Source organism: Streptomyces sp. NPDC047869 (genome assembly GCF_040704065.1).
Taxonomy (GTDB): domain Bacteria; phylum Actinomycetota; class Actinomycetes; order Streptomycetales; family Streptomycetaceae; genus Streptomyces.
Map to the genome: position 1 here is coordinate 1 of NZ_JBEYRK010000001.1, position 22,997 is coordinate 22,997.

Annotated in this window: 21 protein-coding genes; 9 read left to right on the forward strand and 12 right to left on the reverse strand. The window is 72.2% G+C overall.

Annotated features, from left to right (window positions below; translation table 11 throughout):
* Nucleotides 1-862 precede the first annotated feature (862 nt).
* Nucleotides 863-1,888 carry a tryptophan--tRNA ligase gene (gene trpS / locus AB0924_RS00005; RefSeq protein ID WP_366910272.1) on the forward strand — a complete coding sequence of 342 codons (1,026 nt, stop codon included), beginning with the start codon at nucleotides 863-865 and terminating at the stop codon, nucleotides 1,886-1,888.
* A 70-nt stretch (nucleotides 1,889-1,958) separates the two neighbouring features.
* Here trpS and proC read toward each other — a convergent pair whose 3' ends face one another.
* The 6 genes from proC to AB0924_RS00035 form a co-directional block, all read right to left on the reverse strand.
* The gene (proC, locus tag AB0924_RS00010; RefSeq protein WP_199211462.1) at nucleotides 1,959-2,771 is read right to left on the reverse strand and encodes a pyrroline-5-carboxylate reductase; all 813 of its coding nucleotides are present in this window, start codon (nucleotides 2,769-2,771) and stop codon (nucleotides 1,959-1,961) included.
* 81 nt (nucleotides 2,772-2,852) lie between these two features.
* Entirely contained in the window at nucleotides 2,853-3,632 is a 780-nt protein-coding gene (locus AB0924_RS00015; protein ID WP_366910273.1) for an ABC transporter permease, read from the reverse strand.
* Nucleotides 3,629-4,423 (reverse strand): ABC transporter ATP-binding protein, encoded by a 795-nt coding sequence (locus AB0924_RS00020; protein ID WP_366910274.1) that lies wholly within the window; start codon nucleotides 4,421-4,423, stop codon nucleotides 3,629-3,631. The genes AB0924_RS00015 and AB0924_RS00020 overlap by 4 nt, the downstream gene beginning before the upstream one ends.
* 122 nt (nucleotides 4,424-4,545) lie before the next feature.
* Complete coding sequence (locus AB0924_RS00025) at nucleotides 4,546-5,328, reverse strand: class I SAM-dependent methyltransferase (protein ID WP_358937648.1); 783 nt, start codon at nucleotides 5,326-5,328, stop codon at nucleotides 4,546-4,548.
* An 84-nt stretch (nucleotides 5,329-5,412) separates the two neighbouring features.
* The gene (locus AB0924_RS00030) at nucleotides 5,413-5,937 is read right to left on the reverse strand and encodes an EamA/RhaT family transporter (RefSeq protein ID WP_358937646.1); all 525 of its coding nucleotides are present in this window, start codon (nucleotides 5,935-5,937) and stop codon (nucleotides 5,413-5,415) included.
* 42 nt (nucleotides 5,938-5,979) lie between these two features.
* On the reverse strand, nucleotides 5,980-6,297 hold the full coding sequence (locus AB0924_RS00035; protein WP_358937644.1) for an SH3 domain-containing protein: 318 nt from the start codon (nucleotides 6,295-6,297) through the stop codon (nucleotides 5,980-5,982).
* A gap of 181 nt (nucleotides 6,298-6,478) precedes the next feature.
* On the opposite strand from AB0924_RS00035, the gene AB0924_RS00040 reads away from it, so the two are divergent.
* On the forward strand, nucleotides 6,479-8,584 hold the full coding sequence (locus AB0924_RS00040; protein ID WP_366910275.1) for a serine/threonine-protein kinase: 2,106 nt from the start codon (nucleotides 6,479-6,481) through the stop codon (nucleotides 8,582-8,584).
* A gap of 52 nt (nucleotides 8,585-8,636) precedes the next feature.
* Here AB0924_RS00040 and ilvD read toward each other — a convergent pair whose 3' ends face one another.
* The 4 genes from ilvD to AB0924_RS00060 form a co-directional block, all read right to left on the reverse strand.
* Nucleotides 8,637-10,490 (reverse strand): dihydroxy-acid dehydratase, encoded by a 1,854-nt coding sequence (ilvD, locus tag AB0924_RS00045; RefSeq protein ID WP_366910276.1) that lies wholly within the window; start codon nucleotides 10,488-10,490, stop codon nucleotides 8,637-8,639.
* A gap of 166 nt (nucleotides 10,491-10,656) precedes the next feature.
* On the reverse strand, nucleotides 10,657-11,262 hold the full coding sequence (locus AB0924_RS00050) for a TetR family transcriptional regulator (RefSeq protein ID WP_358937638.1): 606 nt from the start codon (nucleotides 11,260-11,262) through the stop codon (nucleotides 10,657-10,659).
* Complete coding sequence (locus AB0924_RS00055; protein WP_366910277.1) at nucleotides 11,259-12,071, reverse strand: sugar phosphate isomerase/epimerase; 813 nt, start codon at nucleotides 12,069-12,071, stop codon at nucleotides 11,259-11,261. Before AB0924_RS00055 ends, AB0924_RS00050 begins: the two co-directional genes overlap by 4 nt.
* 150 nt (nucleotides 12,072-12,221) lie before the next feature.
* Entirely contained in the window at nucleotides 12,222-13,154 is a 933-nt protein-coding gene (locus AB0924_RS00060) for a Ppx/GppA phosphatase family protein (protein WP_358937634.1), read from the reverse strand.
* Nucleotides 13,155-13,225: 71 nt separating this feature from the next.
* On the opposite strand from AB0924_RS00060, the gene AB0924_RS00065 reads away from it, so the two are divergent.
* Entirely contained in the window at nucleotides 13,226-14,053 is an 828-nt protein-coding gene (locus tag AB0924_RS00065) for a hypothetical protein (protein WP_358937632.1), read from the forward strand.
* A gap of 160 nt (nucleotides 14,054-14,213) precedes the next feature.
* On the opposite strand, the gene AB0924_RS00070 is transcribed toward AB0924_RS00065, so the two are convergent.
* Complete coding sequence (locus AB0924_RS00070) at nucleotides 14,214-15,896, reverse strand: hypothetical protein (RefSeq protein ID WP_358937630.1); 1,683 nt, start codon at nucleotides 15,894-15,896, stop codon at nucleotides 14,214-14,216.
* Between the two features lie 186 nt (nucleotides 15,897-16,082).
* Here AB0924_RS00070 and radA point away from each other — a divergent pair, with 186 nt between their 5' ends.
* A complete protein-coding gene (gene radA, locus AB0924_RS00075; RefSeq protein WP_366910278.1) occupies nucleotides 16,083-17,492 on the forward strand; it encodes a DNA repair protein RadA in 1,410 nt (469 codons plus the stop codon).
* 81 nt (nucleotides 17,493-17,573) lie between these two features.
* Nucleotides 17,574-18,698, forward strand: coding sequence for a DNA integrity scanning diadenylate cyclase DisA (gene disA, locus AB0924_RS00080; protein ID WP_351667234.1), 1,125 nt, complete (start codon nucleotides 17,574-17,576; stop codon nucleotides 18,696-18,698).
* A gap of 210 nt (nucleotides 18,699-18,908) precedes the next feature.
* On the opposite strand, the gene AB0924_RS00085 is transcribed toward disA, so the two are convergent.
* On the reverse strand, nucleotides 18,909-19,733 hold the full coding sequence (locus tag AB0924_RS00085) for a hypothetical protein (protein WP_358937625.1): 825 nt from the start codon (nucleotides 19,731-19,733) through the stop codon (nucleotides 18,909-18,911).
* A gap of 191 nt (nucleotides 19,734-19,924) precedes the next feature.
* Here AB0924_RS00085 and AB0924_RS00090 point away from each other — a divergent pair, with 191 nt between their 5' ends.
* The 4 genes from AB0924_RS00090 (at nucleotide 19,925) to cseB (ending at nucleotide 22,989) form a co-directional block, all read left to right on the forward strand.
* Complete coding sequence (locus AB0924_RS00090) at nucleotides 19,925-20,800, forward strand: A/G-specific adenine glycosylase (RefSeq protein WP_358937623.1); 876 nt, start codon at nucleotides 19,925-19,927, stop codon at nucleotides 20,798-20,800.
* Between the two features lie 274 nt (nucleotides 20,801-21,074).
* On the forward strand, nucleotides 21,075-21,614 hold the full coding sequence (locus AB0924_RS00095; protein ID WP_358937620.1) for a SigE family RNA polymerase sigma factor: 540 nt from the start codon (nucleotides 21,075-21,077) through the stop codon (nucleotides 21,612-21,614).
* A gap of 35 nt (nucleotides 21,615-21,649) precedes the next feature.
* A complete protein-coding gene (locus tag AB0924_RS00100; protein ID WP_358937618.1) occupies nucleotides 21,650-22,249 on the forward strand; it encodes a hypothetical protein in 600 nt (199 codons plus the stop codon).
* A gap of 35 nt (nucleotides 22,250-22,284) precedes the next feature.
* Nucleotides 22,285-22,989: a two-component system response regulator CseB gene (cseB, locus tag AB0924_RS00105; protein ID WP_358937616.1), complete on the forward strand. Its 705-nt coding sequence runs from the start codon at nucleotides 22,285-22,287 to the stop codon at nucleotides 22,987-22,989.
* Nucleotides 22,990-22,997: the final 8 nt, after the last annotated feature.

Here is a 22,997-nt window from a genome sequence, read left to right on the forward strand (position 1 = left end):
CCGCCAGCGTTCGTCCTGAGCCAGGATCAAACTCTCCGTGAATGTTTACCGGTAATCCGGTTGAACACCACGAGAGCGGTGCGAGAGGAGGAATAGTCCCCTCGCACACAGCGTCCTCGCTGTGTTTTTCAAAGGAACCTCGTCCCAGCAGATGCTGGAGACGGGGTATCAACTAATCTGGCGTTGATTTTTGGCACGCTGTTGAGTTCTCAAGGAACGGTCGCTTCCTTTGTACTCACCCTCTCGGGCTTTCCTCCGGGCGCTTCCCTTCGGTCTTGCGTTTCCGACTCTATCAGATCTTTTCTCGATCCGATTTCCTCGGTGCTTTCCAGGTTCCCGCTCTCGCGTTTCCCTTTCCGGCGGTTCCGACTCTATCAGATCCTTTCGGCGTCCGATTCCCGGTCGGCGGGTTTGTCTTCGCGGCTGTTGGGCCGTTCCGACGAGTGAGACTTTAGCGGATTCCCGGCTCCCGAGCTAATCGGGGGCCGCGTCCTTTCGAACGTGGATTCCTCATTTCGCGAATACGCACGCCAAAACAGCCGACGCGGAACGTCGATGAAGTGGGTGGTACCTGCGGAATCGCTGTCCGGGGACCGACCGAGGTCGGCGCTCACGTCGGACAACTCGGAGAACACTACGTACGAGGCCGGGGTGTGTCAACTCACCCCCGGGGCCACAGGTGAGGCGTAGCCTGACGGCATGACCACGCGTACGTGTAGCCAGCTCTGGTGGGCCGCCTGACGGCGGCCGACTCACGTATGCACTCAACGGCCGCCGCTTCGGCGGCCGTTCTCGTATCTCCTCCAGGACTCCGGGGGCCGGCCGGTCGGAACGGCGGTCTCGATCGGGAGATGGAGCGGAGATGACACGGGTCTTCAGCGGGATCAAGCCGACCGGGCATCTGACCCTGGGGAACTACCTGGGAGCCATGCGGCGCTGGGCCGAGGTGGACCAGCACAGGTCGGATGCCCTGTTCTGCGTCGTCGACCTGCACGCGCTGACGGTGGACCACGATCCGGCCCGGGTGCTCAGACTGAGCCGGCAGGCGGCGACGCTGCTGCTCGCGTCGGGGCTCGACCCGGAGCTGTGCACCGTGTTCCTGCAGAGCCACGTCGACGAGCACACGCGTCTGTCGTACCTGCTGGAGTGCGTGGCGACGGACGGCGAGATGCGCCGCATGATCCAGTACAAGGAGAAGGCGCCGCGGGAACGTGAGCGGGGCGGGAGCGTACGGCTGTCGCTGCTGACGTATCCGGTGCTGATGGCGGCGGACATCCTGGCCTACGGAGCCGACGAGGTGCCGGTCGGCGAGGACCAGACGCAGCACGTCGAGCTGACGCGGGACCTGGCGGTGCGGTTCAACCAGCGGTACGGGCACACCTTCGTGGTGCCCAGAGCCACTCCTCCGGAGGTGGCCGCCCGGGTGATGAACCTTCAGGACCCGACGTCGAAGATGGGGAAGTCCGACGACTCCGGGCCGGGGATCGTCTACCTGCTCGACGAGCCGGACGTGGTGCGCAAGAAGGTCATGCGGGCCGTGACCGACAGCGGCCGGGACGTGGAGTACGACCGGGAGGCGCGGCCGGGGGTGGCGAACCTGCTGGAGATCCTCGGCGCCTGCACGGGCGGGGACCCGGAGGCGCTTGCCGCTGACTACGACTCGTACGGCGCCTTGAAGAAGGACACCGCGGAGGCCGTGGTGGAGGTGCTCAGGCCGGTGCGGGAAAGGCACCGGGAGCTGTGCGCGGACCCCTCCTATGTAGAGGGGGTGCTTCGCCGGGGCGCGGAGAAGGCCCGGGCGATGGCGCGGCCGACCGTCGACGCCGCCTGTCGGGCGATCGGTCTGATGCCGGCCGTGTCCGAGCCCGCCCCGGACCCGGCCCCGTAGGGGAAGTCGGACGGCTCCGGGGCGGTGGGGGAAATCGGTGTCCCGCCGCCCCGGGTGCGGTCGTTCTGCGTCAGTCCTTCTTGCCGGAGGCCAGCTCGCGGCTCCGGTCGCGGGCGGCCTCCAGGGCGGCGATGAGGGCGGCGCGTACGCCGTGGTTCTCCAGCTCACGGATGGCGTTGATCGTCGTACCGGCGGGGGAGGTCACGTTCTCGCGCAGCTTGACCGGGTGCTCGCCGCTGTCGCGGAGCATCACCGCGGCGCCGATGGCGGACTGGACGATCAGGTCGTGGGCCTTGTCGCGGGGCAGGCCGAGCAGGATGCCGGCGTCGGTCATGGCCTCGACCAGATAGAAGAAGTACGCCGGGCCGGAGCCGGACAGCGCGGTGCAGGCGTCCTGCTGGGTCTCGGGTACGCGCAGGGTCTTGCCGACGCCGCCGAAGATCTCCTCGGCGTGGGCGAGGTGCGCCTCCCCGGCGTGGCTGCCCGCGGAGATGACGGACATGGCCTCGTCGACGAGGGCGGGGGTGTTCGTCATGACCCGGACGACCGGGGTGCCGGCGGCCAGGCGCTCCTCGAAGAAGGAGGTGGGGATGCCGGCTGCGCCGCTGATGACCAGGCGGTCGGCGGGGAGGTGCGGGGCGAGTTCGTCCAGGAGGGCGCCCATGTCCTGGGGCTTGACCGTGAGGATCAGGGTGTCGGCGGTCTTGGCGGCCTCGGTGTTGGTGACCGGGGTGACTCCGTGGCGGGCGCGGAGCTCCTCGGCGCGTTCGGGGCGGCGGGCGGTGACCAGGAGATCGGCGGGGGCCCAGCCGGCCCGGATCATTCCGCTGAGCAGGGCTTCGCCGATCTTGCCGGTGCCGAGGACTGCGACTTTCTGGCTCATGCGCTTCAGTCTGGCACCGGGGCCGTGGGGTGCGGGCCGTTGTCCGGCTGGCGGAACGCGGGTCGCCTGCCACGACCGGCCCTACGCCGTCCGCCGTCGCAGGGTCGCCGCGCCGAGGACCAGGACCAGGACGGCGCAGCCGGCCACGATCAGTACGTCGCGCAGGAACGTGGCGGTCATGTCGGTGTGGTGGAGGACCTCGTTCATGCCGTCGACGGCGTACGACATGGGCAGGACGTCGGAGACGGCCTCGAGGGCGGGGTGCATGTCGGAACGGGGTGTGAAGAGTCCGCAGAGCAGGAGCTGGGGGAAGATCACCGCGGGCATGAACTGGACCGCCTGGAACTCGGAGGCCGCGAAGGCCGAGACGAAGAGACCGAGGGCCGTGCCGAGCAGGGCGTCGAGGAGCGCGACGAGCAGGAGCAGCCAGGCCGAGCCGGTGACGTCCAGGCCGAGGAGCCAGAGTGCGAGTCCGGTGGCGAGGGCGGACTGGACGACGGCGAGGGCGCCGAAGGCGAGCGCGTAGCCGGCGATGAGGTCCGCTTTGCCCAGGGGCATGGCCAGGAGACGTTCGAGGGTGCCCGAGGTGCGTTCGCGCAGGGTGGCGATCGAGGTCACCAGGAACATCGTGATCAGCGGGAAGATGCCGAGCAGCGAGGCGCCGATGTTGTCGAAGGTGCGGGGGCTGGCGTCGAAGACGTAGCGCAGCAGGACCAGCATCAGGCAGGGGACGAGGATCATCAGCGCGATGGTCCGTGGGTCGTGCCGGAGCTGGCGCAGGACGCGGGCCGCGGTGGCGGTGGTGCGGGTGGCGTTGAACGCGCCGGTCGGGGCGGCGGCCGCCGGGGGCGTAGTGCTCATCGTGTCGTCTCCTCGGTGTGGTCCGCGGCGGCGTCCTGGTCCACCAGGCGGAGGAACGCGGCCTCGACGGTGTCGGTGCCGGTACGGGTGCGCAGGGCGTCCGGTGTGCCCCCAGCCAGAATCCGGCCGTCGCGCATCAGGAGCAGCCGGTGGCAGCGTTCGGCCTCGTCCATGACGTGGGAGGAGACGAGGAGGGTGACGCCCCGGTCGGCGACGAGGGCGTGGAAGAGGTTCCACAGGTCGCGGCGCAGGACGGGGTCGAGGCCGACCGTCGGTTCGTCCAGGACGAGGAGTTCGGGGGCGCCGAGGAGGGCGACGGCGAGGGAGACGCGGCTGCGCTGGCCGCCGGAGAGGTTGCCGGCGAGGGCGTCGGCGTGGCTGGTGAGGTCGACGTCGGTGAGGACGCGGGCGATGTCGTCGTGGCGGTCGGGCTTGGCGCGGCGGGGGTCGAGGATCGAGGCGAAGTAGTCGAGGTTCTGGCGGACGGTCAGGTCGTCGTATACGGAGGGGGCCTGGGTGACGTAGCCGATGCGGCTGCGCAGGGTGGGGTGTCCGGCGGCGCGGCCGAGGACGTCGAGGGTGCCGGAGACGTTGGCCTGGGTGCCGACGATGGCGCGCATGAGGGTGGATTTGCCGCATCCGGACGGACCGAGCAGGCCGGTGATCCGGCCGCGCGCGACGGTGAAGGCGAGGCCGCGCAGGACGGTGCGGGAGCCTCGGACGACGGTGAGTCCGTCGGCGCGTACGGCGTCCGGCGCCGTGGGGCGCGGTTGATCGGGAACATAATTCATCACGTGGTGAATAATTGCCCCGGCGGGCCGGTGCCGTCAAGGGGCGCGTACACGTGCGCCCGGACACGGAAGCGGCGGCCGGTTGGCCCGGCCGCCGCTTCGCTCTCGTCGGTGATGCGGTGTCAGGGGTTGGTGGCGACGAGCAGGAGCACGTCGTAGGTCTCCTCGACGACGCCGTCCGGGAAGACCTTCAGCAGATGGGCGCGCTCCTCCTCGAGGAAGGCGTCCCGGCGCTCCGCCGGGGCGACCAGGAGCACCGAGTGGCTGCCGATGTTGGCGAGGTGGGTGTCCAGCGGGACGCGGCGGCTCCAGCGGATGTCACGGCGGGTGAAGCGGAGGCGCCCGGTGGGGTCGGCCTGTGCGCGGTCGCCGGCCCCGCGCTTCTCGGCGGGGATGTCGACCCCGGCGAAGCGGGCGGTCCGCTCGGCCGACTCGGCGATCCACTCGACGTCGACGGCGTCGGTGTTCCACCACAACGCCAGCGCCCCGCCCGGACGCAGCACGCGCAGCGCCTCCGGCACCGCCCTGGCGGGGTCGGTCCAGTGCCAGGCCTGGGCGTAGGTGAGGAGATCGGCGTGGGCATCGGCGAGGGGGAGGGCGTTGCCGTTGCCCCGCACGACGGGGACGTCCGGCAGGGCGCGGCGGAACTCGGCGGCCATGCCCTCCCCCGGTTCGACCGCGAGGACGTCGGCCCCTCGGGCCCGCAGCAGGGCGGTGGCGATACCGGTGCCGGCGCCGACGTCCACGACCCGGGCGCCGGAAAGGGGGCGGCCGGCCAGATCCTCCACGGTGTCCAGGAGGGCGGGCGGGTAGGACGGACGGTTGGCGGCGTACTGGGCGGCCGCCGCGTTGAAGGAGTGGGCGCGCAGGCCGCGCGACGGCTCCGCGGTGTGGGACGTGGTCATACCGCCATGCTGTCCACGCCGGGGGGCGGGAACACAGACGGTTTCACGGGCGCGGCGGCACCGAGCCTTGCCGCCGGCCCCGCGTCAGCCGCGGCGCTTCCGCTTCGACGGGTTGCCCGTGCGCCGGGAGGTCCGGCGCGCGTACTCCTCGCGGGCCTTGTCGTACTCCTCGCGGTGCAGCTTCTCGCCCGGGGCCTCGGTGAGGGCGCGGAAGAAGTAGGCCAGCAGGGAGCCGACGAAGCCGATGGCGAGCAGGCCGCGCAGCGAGGCCTGCCGCTGGGGGTCGTGGCGCCTGCCGAACCCCTCCCAGGTGTTGCGGAAGGCAAGCGCGCTGCAGATCGCGAACATGGCGATGATCAGTACGGTCACGAAGGCGCCGGTGCCGGCGATCTGGAGGCCGTCGTAGGCGAAGCGCAGCACCAGGCAGGAGACGACGGCCGCGGCGAGGGAGCCGGCCGCCACGCCGGCCCGGCGGGCCGCGTACCCGTGGTCGTGCTCCACCCAGGAGGTGCCGAAGAAGCGGAGGGGTTCGGGCCGGGGCCCGCCGCCCGTGGTCTCGCCGCGCGCGGAGCCCGCCTGGTCCTCCGGGGTGCCGGTGTCGTCGCTCACGTGACGATTATGGCTCCGGACGCGGGCGGGCTCCGGGCGGGGTCAGCCGCAGCGGGGGGCGATGTAGCCGTCGCTGCCGGTCTGGACGTAGGCGTCGGAGACGTACTCGCCGTTGTCGATGTTGTCCCAGATCTTCGACGTCCCGTACGGACCCGTCACCGTCGTACCCGGCGACTGGCAGTAGACCGGGACCTTGGCGCCGTAGGGCAGCACCCTGACGATGTTGTAGCTGGTACCGGGGCCGCTGCGGACGTTCAGGCGGACGTCGGGGGCGACCGAGTAGTAGCGCAGCGACTGAGCTGCCACCGCCGCCTCACCGGCGTCCGTGTTCTCGGGTTCTGCGACCGGCTCGACAGACATGAGGTTCCTCCCCCGCTGAGCCCCATGACCGCCATGGGGACCCGTTGAATCCCTTGAGTCGACTTGCGCAACGCGTATACACGACTCGCACGCAGACGCTAGCAAGCCGCCTCTGTCTCGCACGAGTCATCGACTAGGCTCCGTGCGTCGCGCGCACGGACGAACAGCACGGGGGTGGTCCATGGCGCCGCAGCGCAGCACCGGAGCGAGCGCGGAAGCGGAACTTCCCGAGTACGCCGGCCGGTATCGCCTGGAGTCACACCTGGGTTCCGGTGGCATGGGGGTGGTCCATCTGGCCCGCAGTGACTCCGGGTTGAAGCTCGCGGTGAAAGTCGTGCACGCCGAGTTCGCCAGGGACCGCGAGTTCAGGGGCCGTTTCCGGCAGGAGGTGGCTGCCGCTCGCAGGGTGAGCGGCGCCTTCACCGCGCCGGTCGTGGACGCCGACCCCGACGCCGAACGCCCCTGGATGGCGACGCTGTTCATCCCCGGTCCGACTCTTTCGGATCACGTGAAGCGGAACGGCCCCATGCCGTCGGCGCAGTTGCGCCGGCTCATGGCCGGGCTCGCGGAGGCCCTGCGTGACATCCACCGGGTGGGCGTGGTGCACCGGGATCTCAAGCCGAGCAACGTCCTGCTCGCCGAGGACGGGCCGAAGGTCATCGACTTCGGCATCTCCCGGCCGAAGGACAGTGAACTTCGCACCGAGACCGGCAAATTGATCGGTACGCCGCCGTTCATGGCACCCGAGCAGTTCCGCCGGCCACGGGAAGTGGGCCCGGCCGCCGATGTCTTCGCGCTGGGATCGGTGATGGTGCACGCGGCGACCGGACGGGGCCCGTTCGACTCCGACAGCCCGTACGTCGTCGCGTACCAGGTGGTGCACGACGAGCCGGATCTGACCGGAGTCCCGGCGTCCCTCGCGCCGCTGGTGCTGCGGTGTCTCGCCAAGGAGCCCGAGAGCAGGCCGACTCCGGACGAGCTGATGCGGGAGCTGCGGACGGTCGCCGCCTCGTACGACACGCAGGCGTTCATACCGGCGCAGCGCACGGGTGAGGTCTCCGGGGCTCCTGAACCAGCCGTCTCCGTCGAGGAGACGGAGAGCCATCCGGTGGCGCGCCGCCTCGGGGCCGGCAAGGCGCTGATGGGCACCATGGCGCTCGGGCTCGTCGTGACCGGCGCACTGGTTTCGGTTCGGCTTATGGGAGGCGATCCCGGCTCGGCCGTCCCCGGGCCGCGTACGAAAGAGGCCGCCTTCAGCGCCTGGGCCACCCGGGCCGCCGCCGGGAGCACCGGAATGCCCCGGTGTTCCTACGGTGAGGGCAAGTTGCTGTGCGCCCAGCCCGGCGTGATCTACGCCCTCTCCCCCGCCGACGGCACCAGGTTGTGGCAGCGTTCCGTCGCCGTCCGGACCGTGAGCGGGGCGCCGGTCCTGTCGGCCGGTCTGGTGCGGCCCTTCACCGACGGGGGGCCGCGGCTGGCGGCACTCGATCCCTCCTCGGGCAAGGAGGTCCAAGGGCGCGAGGTGCCGGCCGGCACGATGGTGCGGTACGTCGGGGACATGGTCCTGCTCACGGCCGCCGACGGAACTGTCACCGGCCTCGACGCGGCGACGGGCAGGGCCCGGTGGACCCGCCGGATCGCCGGGCAGGCGAAGCCGTCCTTCGCTGTCTTCCCCGGGGATCCGCTCGCCTACGCGGCCAGTACCTCGGGCGACGGGGCGAGCACCCTCGTGACCGCGGTCGGTCCGGGAACCGGGCAGGTGCGGTGGCAGGCACGGCTGAACGGAAGCCTGAAGCCCGCCGGTTCCGCAGGTGGATCCGTCTTCTTCCTCTCCGTGGATCCGGTCTACGGTTCCACGAAGGCAGTCGTCCGTTTCGATCCGAGGACCCGGTCGTCGCGTCGAGTGGGCCTTCCCGTGGCCCTGGACGGCGCTCAGGCTACGGTGCACGGCGACATGGTCCTGCTCCTGGGCACCGGTGGCCTGCTGCAGGCCGTTGACATGACGAAGCGCGGTATTCGGTGGCGCCTGGAGACATCGGTGAGCCGTGGCTCGGCGCCGGTCGCGGATGGCCGGCACGTGTACTTCACCGCGAGCGACGGAAGGCTCCTCGCGGTCGACTCCCGCAAGGGAACACTCGTCGGACAGACGCGGGCCCGCTTGGGCGCGCATGCGACACGGGTGATGGCGGCGCCGCCCGCACCGCTCGTACACCACGGCAACGTCTACGCCACCGCCCCCGACGGCACCGTCTTCGCCGTCCCCGCGAAGGACCCCGCGGCCTGGTGAGACGGCTCGAGGGGCCGCCCCCGGTGGAGACGGCCCCTCGTGGAACTCCGGGTCAGCCCAGCTTGCTCACGTCGCGCACCGCGCCCTTGTCGGCGCTGGTCGCCATGGCCGCGTAGGCGCGCAGCGCGGCGGAGACCTTGCGGTCGCGCTTCTTCGGGGCGTACACCCCGGCCAGCGCCTGGTCGCGCCGGGCCAGTTCGGCCTCGTCGACCAGCAGCTCGATCGCGCGGTTCGGGATGTCGATGCGGATGCGGTCGCCGTCCTGGACCAGGGCGATGGTGCCGCCGGACGCCGCCTCCGGGGAGGCGTGGCCGATGGACAGGCCGGACGTGCCGCCGGAGAAGCGGCCGTCGGTGATCAGCGCGCAGGTCTTGCCCAGTCCGCGGCCCTTCAGGTACGAGGTCGGGTAGAGCATCTCCTGCATGCCGGGGCCGCCCTTGGGGCCCTCGTAGCGGATGACGACGACGTCGCCGTCCTTGACCTCCTGGGTGAGGATCCGCTGGACGGCCTCCTCCTGCGACTCGCAGACCACCGCCGGGCCCTCGAAGGTCCAGATCGACTCGTCGACGCCGGCGGTCTTCACCACGCAGCCGTCGACGGCCAGGTTGCCCCGGAGGACCGCGAGACCGCCGTCCTTGGAGTACGCGTGCTCGACGGAGCGGATGCAGCCGCCCTCGGCGTCGTCGTCCAGGGCCTCCCAGCGCTCGGACTGGGAGAAGGCCTCGGCGGAGCGGACGCAGCCGGGGGCCGCGTGCCACAGCTCGACGGCCTCCGGCGACGGGGAGCCGCCGCGGACGTCCCAGGTCTTCAGCCAGTCGGACAGGGAGGGGCTGTGGACGGCGTGGACGTCCTCGTTGAGCAGACCGCCGCGGTGCAGTTCGCCGAGCAGGGCGGGGATGCCGCCGGCACGGTGCACGTCCTCCATGTAGTACGTGCGGTTCTTCGCGACGTTGGGCGCGACCTTGGCGAGGCAGGGGACGCGGCGCGAGACGGCGTCGATCTGCTCCAGGCCGAAGGGGACGCCCGCCTCCTGGGCGGCGGCCAGCAGGTGCAGGATCGTGTTGGTGGAGCCGCCCATCGCGATGTCCAGGGCCATGGCGTTCTCGAAGGCCTGGAAGGTGGCGATGTTCAGCGGCAGGACGGAGTCGTCGTCCTGCTCGTAGTAGCGGCGGGTGAGGTCCATGACCGTGCGGGCCGCGTTCTCGTACAGGGCGCGGCGGGCGGTGTGGGTGGCGAGGACCGAGCCGTTGCCGGGCAGGGAGAGGCCGATCGCCTCGGTCAGGCAGTTCATCGAGTTGGCGGTGAACATGCCGGAACAGCTGCCGCAGGTCGGGCAGGCGTTCTCCTCGATGCGGAGGATGTCCTCGTCGGAGATCTTGTCGTTGACGGCGTCGGAGATCGCGTCGACCAGGTCCAGGGTGCGCACCGTGCCGTCGACCAGCGTGGCCCGGCCGGACTCCATCGGGCCGCCGGAGACGAAGACCGTCGGGATGTTCAGGCGCAGGGCCGCCATCAGCATGCCCGGGGTGATCTTGTCGCAGTTGGAGATGCAGACCAGGGCGTCGGCGCAGTGGGCCTCGACCATGTACTCCACCGAGTCCGCGATCAGGTCGCGGGAGGGCAGGGAGTAGAGCATGCCGCCGTGGCCCATGGCGATGCCGTCGTCCACGGCGATCGTGTTGAACTCGCGCGGGATGCCGCCCGCCTCCTTGATCGCCTCGCTGACGATCCGGCCGACCGGCTGGAGGTGGGTGTGGCCCGGCACGAACTCGGTGAAGGAGTTGGCGACGGCGATGACCGGCTTCCGGCCGATGTCCGCACCGGGTACACCGGAGGCGCGCATAAGGGCGCGGGCGCCCGCCATGTTGCGGCCGTGGGTGACTGTGCGGGACCTCAGCTCGGGCATCGTCGCTCGCTCCTTCGAAGACCTTCTGCCAGAGAGTTCTGACTGCTCCGAGCGTACGCCGCCGCTCCAAGGGATGGACAAGCATGTCCGGAATGCGGGACGCGTGTTTCACGGCCACGGGTGCGGGGCCGCGCCGGGTCACGGTGTCGGGGCCGGGCCGCGGCTGTCAGGGCTGCGTCAGGTGGCGCTGCACCACGGGCGCGACCCGCGCGATGATCTGCTCCAGGTCCGCCGACGCCAGCGGCTCCAGCTTGATCACGTAGCGCATCAGCGCCGCGCCGACGAGCTGGGCGGCGGCCAGCTCGGCACGCAGCTCCGGGTCCGGCAGGTCCACCTGGGCGGCCACGCGGCGCAGCAGCTGGGTGGCGACCAGGCGGCGGAAGACGGCCGCCGCGGTCTCGTTGTTCACGGCCGAGCGGACGATCGCGAGCAGGGGTGTACGGGTCGTGGGGTTCTCCCAGACGCCGAGGACGAAGCGGGTCAGCCGCTCGCCGACCTCGGCCAGCGGGACCTCGGCGATCGCGTCGGGCGCTTCGAGCGCGGGCGCGAAGGCGACCGCGATGGACGCCTCGAAGATCTGCTCCTTGGTGCCGAAGTAGTGGTGGACGAGCGCCGAGTCGACCCCGGCGGCCTTGGCGATGCCGCGCACGGAGGTCTTCTCGTAGCCGCGCTCGGAGAACTCCTCACGGGCGGCGGCCAGGATGCGGTCGCGGGTGCCGGCGGACTCGGTGCGCGGGGGCCGGCCCCTCCGGCGCGAGGTGGTGCCGGTCATCGCCGGGGCACCCGCACGGCGGAGGCGAGGTGCTGCCGGGTGAAGGCCAGGGCCTCGGCGAGGTCGGCCTCGCGCTCGGCGCTGGACATCGCCCGCCGGGTGTTGACCTCGATCACGACGTGGCCGTCGAAGCCGGTGTGCGTGAGCCGCTCCAGCAGTTCGGCGCAGGGCTGGGTGCCGCGTCCGGGGACCAGGTGCTCGTCCTTGGCGGAGCCGCGGCCGTCGGCGAGGTGGACGTGGCCGAGCCGGTCGCCCATGCGGTCGATCATGGCGAGGGCGTCGGTGCGGGCCGTCGCGGTGTGGCTGAGGTCGATCGTGAAGTGCCGGTAGTCGTCCTTGGTGACGTCCCAGTCGGGGGCGTAGGCCAGCATCTCGCGGTCGCGGTAGCGCCACGGGTACATGTTCTCGACGGCGAACCGTACGTCCGTCTCGTTCGCCATCCGCCACACCCCGGTGACGAAGTCGCGGGCGTACTGCCGCTGCCAGCGGAAGGGCGGGTGGACGACGACGGTGTCGGCGCCCAGCTTCTCGGCGGCCGCCCGGGCGCGCTGGAGCTTGGTCCAGGGGTCGGTGGACCAGACGCGCTGGGTGATCAGCAGGCAGGGGGCGTGCACGGCGAGGATCGGGACGCCGTGGTGGTCGGACAGCCGGCGCAGCGCCTCGATGTCCTGGCTCACCGGGTCGGTCCACACCATGACCTCGACGCCGTCGTAGCCGACGCGCGCGGCGATCTCGAAGGCCGTCGCCGTCGACTCCGGGTACACGGAGGCCGTCGACAGGGCGACCTTTACGTCCCTTGGTTCAGCCACGTCCGTCACCTTACGGGGTCGGGCGGCCCGGACGCGGGGTGCCGGTTCGCCATTGTGAGCTTTGCCATCCGCGCAGTTGCACGGCATGCCGGGGCCGCTCGCACCCGCGGCGTCGGCATGTGCGGATACGGTTCCGCACCCCTCGGGCACTCAGTCCGAGCCCATGTGGTCGAGACGGCGGAGGATGACGCCCTCACGCAGCGCCCAGGGGCATATCTCCAGGCTCTCCACGCCGAACAGGTCCATCGCGCCCTCGGCCACCAGGGCGCCGGCGAGGAGCTGGCCGGCCCTGCCCTCCGAGACGCCGGGGAGTTCCCCGCGCTGGTCCGCGGTCATCCCGGACAGCCGGGGCACCCAGGCCTCCAGGGACTCCCGCTTGAGTTCGCGCTGGACGTAGAGGCCCTCCGCGCTGCGGGCGGCACCGGCGATACGGGCGAGCTGCTTGAAGGTCTTGGAGGTGGCGACCACGTGGTCCGGGGCGCCGAAGCGGCTGAACTCGCCGACGGTACGGGCGATCTCCGTACGGACGTGGCGGCGCAGGGCGCGCACGTCGTCGGGTCCGGGCGGATCGCCGGGCAGCCAGCCGGCGGTGAGGCGGCCGGCGCCGAGCGGCAGGGAGACGGCGGCGTCCGGCTCCTCGTCCATACCGTAGGCGATCTCCAGGGAGCCGCCGCCGATGTCCAGGACCAGCAGTTTGCCGGCGGACCAGCCGAACCAGCGGCGGACGGCGAGGAAGGTGAGCCGGGCCTCCTCCGCGCCGGTGAGCACCTGGAGTCGTACACCGGTCTCGTCCTCCACGCGCGCGAGGACGTCGTCGGCGTTGGTGGCCTCCCGGACCGCGGAGGTCGCGAACGGCAGCAGGTCCTCGACGCCCTTGTCCTCGGCGGCCTGGAGCGCGTCCCGGACCACGTCGGCCAGTTGGCGGATGCCGTCGTCGCCGATGGCACCGCTGTCGTCGAGCAGTTGGGCGAGCCGCAGTTCGGCCTTGTGCGAGTGCGCGGGCAACGGCCGTGCGCCGGGGTGGGCGTCCACCACCAGCAGATGCACCGTGTTCGAACCCACGTCCAGGACACCGAGTCTCATGTACGGAACGCTACTGCCAGAACCGCCGTCCTCGGTCCCCGCGGCGGCCCCGGGCGACTTACCCTGGACGCGTGCCAAAGACGAAAAAGGCGAAGGACGACAAGTCGTCCAAGTCCGGCAAGACGCCCAGAAAGGCCCCGAAGGTGAGTGACGAGAAGGGGCTCGACTTCGCGCGCGCGTGGGTGGAGTTTCCTGATCCGGCGGACGAGGAGCAGGTCTTCCGCTGCGATCTGACATGGCTGACCTCTCGCTGGAACTGCATCTTCGGCAGCGGCTGCCAGGGCATCCAGGCGGGCCGCGCGGACGACGGGTGCTGCTCGCTGGGCGCCCACTTCTCCGACGAGGACGACGAGAAGCGGGTCGCCGGGCACGTGGCGAGGCTCACGCCGGAGATCTGGCAGCACCACGACGAGGGCATCCGCAACGGCTGGACCTCCGAGGACGAGGAGGGGTCCCGGCAGACCCGGCCCTTCCAGGGGTCGTGCATCTTCCAGAACCGTCCGGGCTTCGCGGGCGGTGCGGGCTGCTCGCTGCACATCCTCGCCCTGAAGGAGGGCCGGGAGCCGCTGGAGACGAAGCCGGACGTCTGCTGGCAGCTGCCGATCCGGCGGACGTACGACTGGATCGAGCGGCCGGACGACACGCGCGTGCTGCAGGTGTCGATCGGCGAGTACGACCGCCGGGGCTGGGGCCCGGGCGGTCATGACCTGCACTGGTGGTGCACCTCGGCGACGTCGGCGCACGGCGCGGGCGAGCCGGTGTACGTCTCCTACCGGGCGGAGCTGACCGAGCTGATGGGCAAGGCCGGCTACGACCGCCTGGCCGAGCTGTGCGAGCAGCGGCTGGCCTCGCAGCTCCCGCTGGTGGCTCCGCATCCGGCGGATCCGGGGCCTGCCTAGTGCTGCGACCGGAAAGGTTCACGGGCTCGCGACGCCCGGCACGGCACCTCGCCGCGTTGTCGCATCACCCGAGTACGTCCAGTACGCGGGCGATGCTCCGCCTTGCGATGCACCGCACCGGACGCCGCGAGCTTTCCGGCAAACCTTTCCGGTCACAGCACTAGCCGTCGTCCGACGGGCTCGGGTCGCCGTCGTCGGTGGGCGGCGGCGAGGACGGGCTCGGCGGATCGGACGGTGTCGGGTCGGCCGGGGTGGACGGCGGGTCCGAGGGCGAGGGGGGCGGACTGGACGGCGGGTCGGTGTGGACCGGCGTCGGGGGACTCGGGTCGGGTACGGGCGTCGAGGGCGGGGCCGGGGGTCCGCCGGGGGCGGTGCCGTAGCCGTCGATCGTGACCACGGCGCCGGCCGGTGCGACCGCCACCTGCGCGTGCCAGTGGCCGGACGGCTCGCGCAGCCGGTCGACGTACACCTTGATCGTGAACGTCTCGCCGGGCCGGAGCGTGCCCGCCGACCGGCTGAAGTAGAGCCAGGACGCCGAGGTGGACGCGGACCAGCGGACCGGTCCAGCGCCGGACGCGGTGAGCGTGATCAGCGTGATGTCGCCGTCGGTGCGCGCGCCGACCGCGAGCTCCCCTGCGCCCTTCCCGCCGCCTCCGCCGACGCTGACGACCTTCACGGAGACGTCCGACGTGCCCTTCTCGGCCGGGACGCCGGACGGCTTCACCCGGGCGTTCCCCGCGTTCTCGTAGCCGCCGCCGGTGTCGCCGCCGAACGCGTCGGGGCCCTGCGCCTCGCTGGCGGCGCCCGGCCGGCCGTCCTCGCCGGGGGCCGGAGCGCCCCGGTAGGCGGCCCACAGGGCGAGGACGGGGGCGGCGACCACGGTGGCGACGACGGTCGTGGTGACGGCACGCGCGCGGAGGCGGTCGCGGCGGGCCGCGCGGTCCTTGGGGTCCATCGGGAAGCCGCGCCGGTCGAAGCGGGGCGCGGCCGCGCCACGCGCGCGCGGGTGGTGCGTGAGGGCGACGTGCAGGGCCGCGCGGGGCGCCTGCAGAACCGGCAGCTCGGCCGGGGTGACCGTGGCGCCGGGCCAGCGGCCGGGGACGGCGCGCTCGGCGGTGCGGCGGCAGCGGGGGCAGTCGTCGACGTGCCGGACCAGCTCGCGGCGCAGGGTGGTGCTGAGGACCAGCCGGCTGTCTCCGGTGAGGTGGGCCACGCTCGGGCAGCCGCCGGTCTCGACCACGGCGAGCGCGGCGCGGGTGCGCTCGACCTCGCAGGCCGCGGAGGCCAGCAGCTCGCGCGCGGCGGCGGGCGCCATGCCGAGGACGGCGGCGACCTCGCGCGCGGCGAGGTGGTGGCGGACGGCGAGCTCCAGGGCCTCGCGCTGCTCGGGCGAGGTGCCGGCCGCCTCCGGCCAGGCGAGCAGGGCGAGTTCACCGCGCCGCTGCTCCAGGACCTCCGGGGCCACGGGCGGATCGGCCTCCCGCTTCGCGGCGGCCGGGCGGCCCGACGCGTGGGTGGCCTGACGTTTCTGCCGGGCCTCGGCGAGCCCCCGCAGGCACGCCCAGCGGGCCAGTGCGTACAGCCAGGCCCGCTGGTCGACGGCCTCCGGGACGCGCTGTCCGCGCCGCTCGGCCAGCGCCAGGACGTCCCCGAGGGCGGCGGTGGCCGCGTCGTGGTCGCACAGCACCGACAGGCAGTAGGTGAACAGACCGTCCAGGTACGGCTCGTAGCGCGCCGGCGGCCGCTGCGCGAGGGTGCGCGCGGCGGCTCGGTCGCGCGCCTCCCGGTGCGTCCGATGTGCGCCGGTGGTGCGGGTCGTCGTCTCCGGACTGCTGCTCATCACCCGTGCGACCGTAGGCGGCGGCGCAGTGCTCCTTCCGGCGCCTTGAGCTCTTTTAATTCGTACGGGTGAAACGATCCCTCATAAGGGGACAGGAACCTTTCGTTCCACGGCCCGGACCCGACGGGCCCTGACCGGTACCGGGCGGCCCGCGGGGGCGGTGTCAGTGCCGCGGGCTACGGTTTCCGCATGGCTGCCCGTACCAAGACCACCAAGGACCGACCGTCCTACCGCTGCACCGAGTGCGGTTGGCAGACCGCCAAATGGCTCGGCCGCTGCCCGGAGTGCCAGGCCTGGGGCACGGTCGAGGAGTACGGCGCGCCCGCGGTCCGTACGACGGCGCCGGGCCGGGTAACCAGCTCGGCGCTGCCCATCGGCCAGGTCGACGGCCGCCAGGCCACCGCCCGCCCGACCGGCGTGCCGGAGCTGGACCGGGTGCTCGGCGGCGGTCTGGTGCCCGGCGCGGTGGTCCTGCTCGCGGGCGAGCCCGGCGTCGGCAAGTCCACCCTGCTGCTGGACGTGGCCGCCAAGTCGGCCAGTGACGAACACCGCACCCTCTATGTGACGGGTGAGGAGTCGGCGAGCCAGGTGCGGCTGCGGGCCGACCGCATCGGCGCCCTGGACGATCATCTGTACCTGGCCGCCGAGACCGATCTGGCGGCCGTCCTCGGCCATTTGGACGCGGTGAAGCCGTCCCTGCTGATCCTGGACTCGGTGCAGACGGTCGCCTCGCCGGAGATCGACGGCGCGCCCGGCGGCATGGCCCAGGTGCGGGAGGTGGCCGGCGCCCTGATCCGCGCCTCCAAGGAGCGCGGCATGTCCACGCTGCTGGTGGGCCACGTCACCAAGGACGGCGCGATCGCGGGCCCCCGGCTGCTGGAGCACCTGGTGGACGTCGTCCTGCACTTCGAGGGCGACCGGCACGCCCGCCTTCGCCTGGTCCGGGGCGTGAAGAACCGCTACGGCGCCACGGACGAGGTCGGCTGCTTCGAGCTGCACGACGAGGGCATCACGGGCCTCGCCGACCCGAGCGGGCTCTTCCTGACCCGTCGTGCCGAACCGGTCCCGGGCACCTGCCTGACGGTCACCCTGGAGGGCCGCCGCCCGCTGGTGGCGGAGGTGCAGGCGCTGACCGTGGACTCCCAGATCCCCTCTCCGCGCCGGACCACCTCGGGTCTGGAGACCTCCCGGGTGTCGATGATGCTCGCGGTGCTGGAGCAGCGCGGGCGGATCAGCGCGCTCGGCAAGCGGGACATCTACTCCGCGACGGTGGGCGGAGTGAAGCTCTCGGAGCCCGCCGCCGACCTGGCGATCGCCCTCGCGCTCGCCTCGGCCGCCAGCGACACCCCCCTGCCCAAGAACCTCGTCGCCATCGGCGAGGTGGGGCTCGCGGGCGAGGTCAGACGGGTCACGGGCGTGCAGCGCAGGCTCGCCGAGGCGCACCGGCTGGGCTTCACACACGCCCTCGTGCCAGGTGATCCGGGCAAGGTCCCGGCCGGGATGAAGGTGCTGGAAGTCGCCGACATGGGGGACGCGCTCCGGGTGCTGCCGCGCTCCCGTCGCCGAGAGGCCCCACGGGAGGCGGAAGACCGCCGGTAGACTTTGCCCAGGTCTCGCCCGTCCGTACGAACAGAGTGCGTGCGACGGCGGCGCCCCAGAACCTGCGACCCGAGGAGTGCAGTGGCAGCCAACGACCGGGCAGCAGCTCCCGGAAAGTCCGGTGGGAGCGCCGGCTCCGATCGCCTGATGCGCGCCTCACTGAGCGCCGTGGCTCCCGGCACGCCCCTGCGTGACGGCCTGGAGCGAGTCCTGCGCGGCAACACCGGCGGGCTCATCGTCCTGGGCTCCGACAAGACCGTCGAGGCGATGTGCACCGGCGGCTTCGTCCTGGACGTGGAGTTCGCCGCGACGCGGCTGCGGGAGCTGTGCAAGCTGGACGGCGGCATCGTGCTCTCCTCCGACCTGTCGAAGATCCTGCGGGCCGGCGTGCAGCTGGTCCCGGACCCGACGATTCCGACGGAGGAGACCGGCACCCGGCACCGCACGGCGGACCGGGTCTCCAAGCAGGTCGGCTTCCCGGTGGTCTCCGTCTCCCAGTCCATGCGGCTGATCGCCCTCTACGTCGACGGCCAGCGCCGCGTGCTGGAGGACTCCGCCGCGATCCTCTCCCGCGCCAACCAGGCCCTGGCCACCCTGGAGCGGTACAAGCTCCGCCTGGACGAGGTCGCGGGCACGCTGTCGGCGCTGGAGATCGAGGACCTGGTGACGGTCCGGGACGTGTCGGCGGTCGCCCAGCGTCTGGAGATGGTCCGGCGCATCGCCACCGAGATCGCCGAGTACGTGGTGGAACTCGGCACCGACGGCCGTCTTCTCGCGCTCCAGCTCGAGGAGTTGATCGCCGGGGTGGAGCCCGACCGCGAACTGGTCGTCCGGGACTACGTCCCCGAGCCCACGGCGAAGCGGTCCCGCACGGTGGACGAGGCGCTCGCGGAGCTGGACGCCCTGACCCACGCGGAACTCCTCGAAATGGGCACGGTGGCGCGGGCGCTGGGCTACACGGGCTCCCCCGAGACCCTCGACTCCGCGGTCTCCCCGCGCGGCTTCCGGCTGCTGGCGAAGGTGCCGAGGCTGCCGGGCGCGATCATCGACCGCCTGGTGGAGCACTTCGGCGGGCTCCAGAAGCTGCTCGCCGCGAGCGTGGACGACCTCCAGACGGTCGACGGCGTCGGCGAGGCCCGGGCGCGGAGCGTCCGCGAGGGCCTGTCCCGCCTGGCCGAGTCGTCGATCCTGGAGCGGTACGTCTGACCGGCGCGGACGTGGCCGCGTAAGTGCGGGCATGCGTGCCTCCCCAGTGCCTCAAGGGCCTGGGGCCCCCAGGGCGGCACGGGTGGGCGATGGGGGCCCCACCACTCGAGCGAAGCCGAGAGCGGGGAAGGCATCCCGCCGGCGTGGGCAAGCGGAACAGTCCGTGCCCAGCCGCGGCCCAGGGCGCCTCGACAGTGACAGCGCCCCGCGCTAGTCGGCCGACAGCACGAACGAGGCCCGCGCCTTGGCGAACCCCGGCGCCTTCGCCTCCAACAGATACGTCCCCGCCTTCGCCGACCCCGCCGGAGGCGTGGCGCACTCCGGCGCACTCGGCTTCCGGTCCCACTTCACGGTGTACGTGATGCTCTGGCCCGCGCTCACCCGGAAGAGCAGGCTCGCCGCGCTCTTCGGGCAGTCGGCCGACGACCAGTACGCGTCGTCACCCTCCGCCGGCGTGATGGTCAACACCGCCTTCTTGGGGCCGAGATCGACCTTGCAGTCACCGGACGAGGAGTTCTTCGCGACGAGTTCGAACTCCGGCGTCTGGTCGGGCGAGTAGGAGTTGTGCACGCTGCGCAGGGTCAACGTCACCGCGCCGGGTGTGCAGTTGGGCAGCGAGGAGGACGCGGGCAGCGCGTCTGCGGTACCGACCCCGCCGCCGCCCGCGGCGGAGCCGCCGCCCGAGCCACCGCCGGAGCCGCCGTCGGACCCCGCCGAACCGGAGCCGCCCTTGCCGTCCGAGCCGGTGTCGCCCGAGCCGGAACCGCTCCCGCCGGTGTCCCCGCCGCCCGGCTCGTCACGCCCGCCCGGGTGCTGGCTGTAGGCCGGCCCGGACGAGGAGGGCCCTGGCGTGATGGTGGACGCGGGATTCTTGCCGTTCGGCCCGTCGGCACCGTTCTTGCCGCCCCCGCCGCCCGAGGTCACGATCCAGGCGATCAGCAACGCCAACAGGGCGAGTACGGACAGCATGAGGACCCTCCGTCGCCAGTAGATGGAGGAGGGAAGCGGCCCGACCGGATTGCGCAGAGATCCCACGGCGCAAACTGTACGAGAGATCACCGCTCCGGCTCGCGCCACCCGCCGTCCGGGCGACAACTTTTCCGGATCATCATCACGGCAACTGCCGCGGACGAAGGGCTTCTTCACTCACCGCTACGCGACGCGACGCTCCGCGACCGTGCTGTCGTCGGCCACCACACGCTGAGCCGTGGCAGGATCGGAAGGCCATGACTGAGAAGCTTCACGCCCCCGTGATCGCCTGGTTCGACTCCCACGCCCGCGACCTCCCCTGGCGCCGCCCGGATGCGGGCCCCTGGGGCGTGATGGTCAGCGAGTTCATGCTGCAGCAGACACCGGTGAGCCGGGTGCTCCCCGTGTACGAGCAGTGGATCGAACGCTGGCCCCGCCCCGCCGACCTCGCCAAGGAGGCTCCCGGAGAGGCGGTGCGCGCCTGGGGCCGGCTCGGTTACCCGCGCCGCGCCCTGCGCCTGCACGGAGCGGCCGCGGCCATAACGGAACGGCACGGCGGTGACGTGCCGACGAATCACGCGCAACTGCTGGCGCTCCCCGGGATCGGCGAGTACACGGCCGCGGCGGTCGCCTCCTTCGCGTACGGGCAGCGCCACCCGGTGCTGGACACGAACGTGCGCCGGGTCTTCGCGCGGGCGGTGACGGGTGTTCAGTACCCGCCGAACGCCACCACGGCGGCCGAGCGGCGGCTGGCCCGGGAACTGCTGCCGGAGGAGGAGAGGACGGCCGCGCGCTGGGCCGCCGCCTCCATGGAGCTGGGCGCACTGGTGTGCACTGCGAAGAACGAGGGCTGTACGCACTGCCCGATCGCCGCGCAGTGCGCGTGGCGGCTCGCGGGCAAGCCGGAGCACGAGGGCCCGCCGCGCCGCGGCCAGACGTACGCCGGCACGGACCGCCAGGTGCGCGGCAAGCTCCTCGCCGTACTGCGGGAGGCGCACGCGCCGGTGCCGCAGGCGGCGCTGGACCGGGTCTGGCACGAGCCGGTGCAGCGCGCCCGCGCGCTCGACGGGCTCGTCGCGGACGGCCTGGTGGAGCCGCTGCCGGGCGCCCTGTACCGGCTGCCGCTGACCTGACGCACGGCCAAGTCACAGCCCATCGGCGTTCGTTACGACGCGCCCCGCCCAACGAAAGGGTGAATAGCAGGACATAAGCGCCGCGTTCCTTACCCCGTACCTACTTCCGTTACACAACCGACGGACAGCCGATTGCCGGCCGCAGGCTGCTCCGCACAGCCTCGTGACAACCGCTCCGTAGCTTTCTTCCCGTGCCCGGCGGACCAACGGGCAGGCAGCACGGCGGGACTTCCGGCACGGGGCCGGAGTACACGGGGAACGGAGGCGGTCGATCATGGCGCAGGGTGAGGTGCTCGGGTTCGAGGAGTACGTCCGCACCCGGCAGGAAGCGCTGCTGCGCAGCGCCCGCCGGCTCGTCCCGGACCCGGTCGACGCACAGGACCTGCTGCAGACCGCCCTGGTGCGGACGTACGGCCGCTGGGACGGCATCGCCGACAAGCGGCTCGCGGACGCCTACCTGCGCCGGGTGATGATCAACACCCGTACCGAGTGGTGGCGGGCGCGCAAGCTGGAGGAGGTCCCCACCGAGCAGCTCCCGGAGTCCTCCGTGGAGGACGCCACCGAGCAGCACGCCGACCGGGCGCTGCTGATGGACATCATGAAGGTGCTCGCACCGAAGCAGCGCAGTGTCGTGGTGCTGCGACACTGGGAGCAGATGTCCACGGAGGAGACGGCCGCGGCCCTCGGTATGTCGGCGGGTACGGTCAAGAGCACGCTGCACCGGGCGCTCGCCCGGCTCCGCGAGGAGCTGGAGGCGCGCGATCTGGACGCACGCGCGCTGGAGCGTGAGGAGCGGGAGCGTTGCGCGGCCTGACCGGGACCGGGCCCGAGCGGGCCCCAGGCAGTTCAATGGCGGTGATCGCGGCGGCGGCCTCGGTCACCGCCCTCGGCCTTTTCGCCGCCGCCTGCGGCACCGGGGGGACCGGCGCCCGGGACGAGGGCCCGGCGCACGCCTCCGCGGTGGCGGGCGCCTCCCCGCCGCCCAGTCCGTCCGACTCCTACCGGCGGGTGGACGCGGTGGCGCTGCTGCGCCACGACCCCGCGGTCTCGGCCTCGGTCAAGCGCGACCTCAAGCCGTGCAACGGCGACGACTACCCGGTCGACGTGTCCTACGGCGACCTGACCGGCGGCGCCGTGAGCGATGTCGTGGTCAACGTGCTGACCTGCGCGGACGCGGTGGGTGTCGGCTCGTACGTGTACCGGGACGAGAACGGCGCGTACAAGAACGTCTTCCGGTCCGAGGAGTCCCCGGTCTACGCGGAGATCGTCCAGGGCGTCCTGACCGTGACCAAGCAGGTGTACCGCAGGGGCGACCCGATCTCCCGCCCGTCCGGCGAGGACGTCATCCCCTACAAGTGGAAGGCGGGGCGCTTCGCCCAGGGCAAGCCCGTCCACAACGACTACAGCAAGTCCGTCGGCGGGGACGCGACACCCGCGCCGGACAACTGACCGCCCACACGCACACGAGGACTGAGAGCACCGGGATGGCAGACCAGACCCACGTCCTGTTCGTCGAGGACGACGACGTCATCCGCGAGGCCACCCAGCTCGCCCTGGAGCGGGACGGCTTCGCGGTGACCGCCATGCCCGACGGGCTCTCCGGGCTGGAGTCGTTCCGGGCGAACCGGCCCGACATCGCGCTGCTCGACGTCATGGTCCCGGGCCTGGACGGCGTCAGCCTGTGCCGGCGCATCCGGGACGAGTCGACGGTTCCGGTGATCATGCTCTCGGCGCGCGCCGACTCCATCGACGTCGTCCTCGGCCTGGAGGCGGGCGCCGACGACTACGTGACCAAGCCGTTCGACGGTGCCGTGCTGGTCGCCCGGATCCGCGCGGTGCTGCGCCGCTTCGGACACGCCGGCGGGGCCGCTGCCGGCTCCGGGGCCGCGGCGGACCTGAACGGCGGGCCGCTGGTCTTCGGCGAACTGGAGATCGACACCGAGGGCATGGAGGTACGCCGGGCCGGACGCCCGGTGGCGCTCACCCCGACCGAGATGCGGCTGCTGCTGGAGTTCTCCGGCGCGCCCGGCACCGTGCTCTCCCGCGACAAGCTGCTGGAGCGGGTGTGGGACTACGGCTGGGGCGGGGACACCCGGGTCGTCGACGTCCATGTGCAGCGGCTGCGCCAGAAGATCGGCCAGGACCGGATCGAGACGGTCCGCGGGTTCGGCTACAAGTTGAGGGCCTGAGCGGAGCG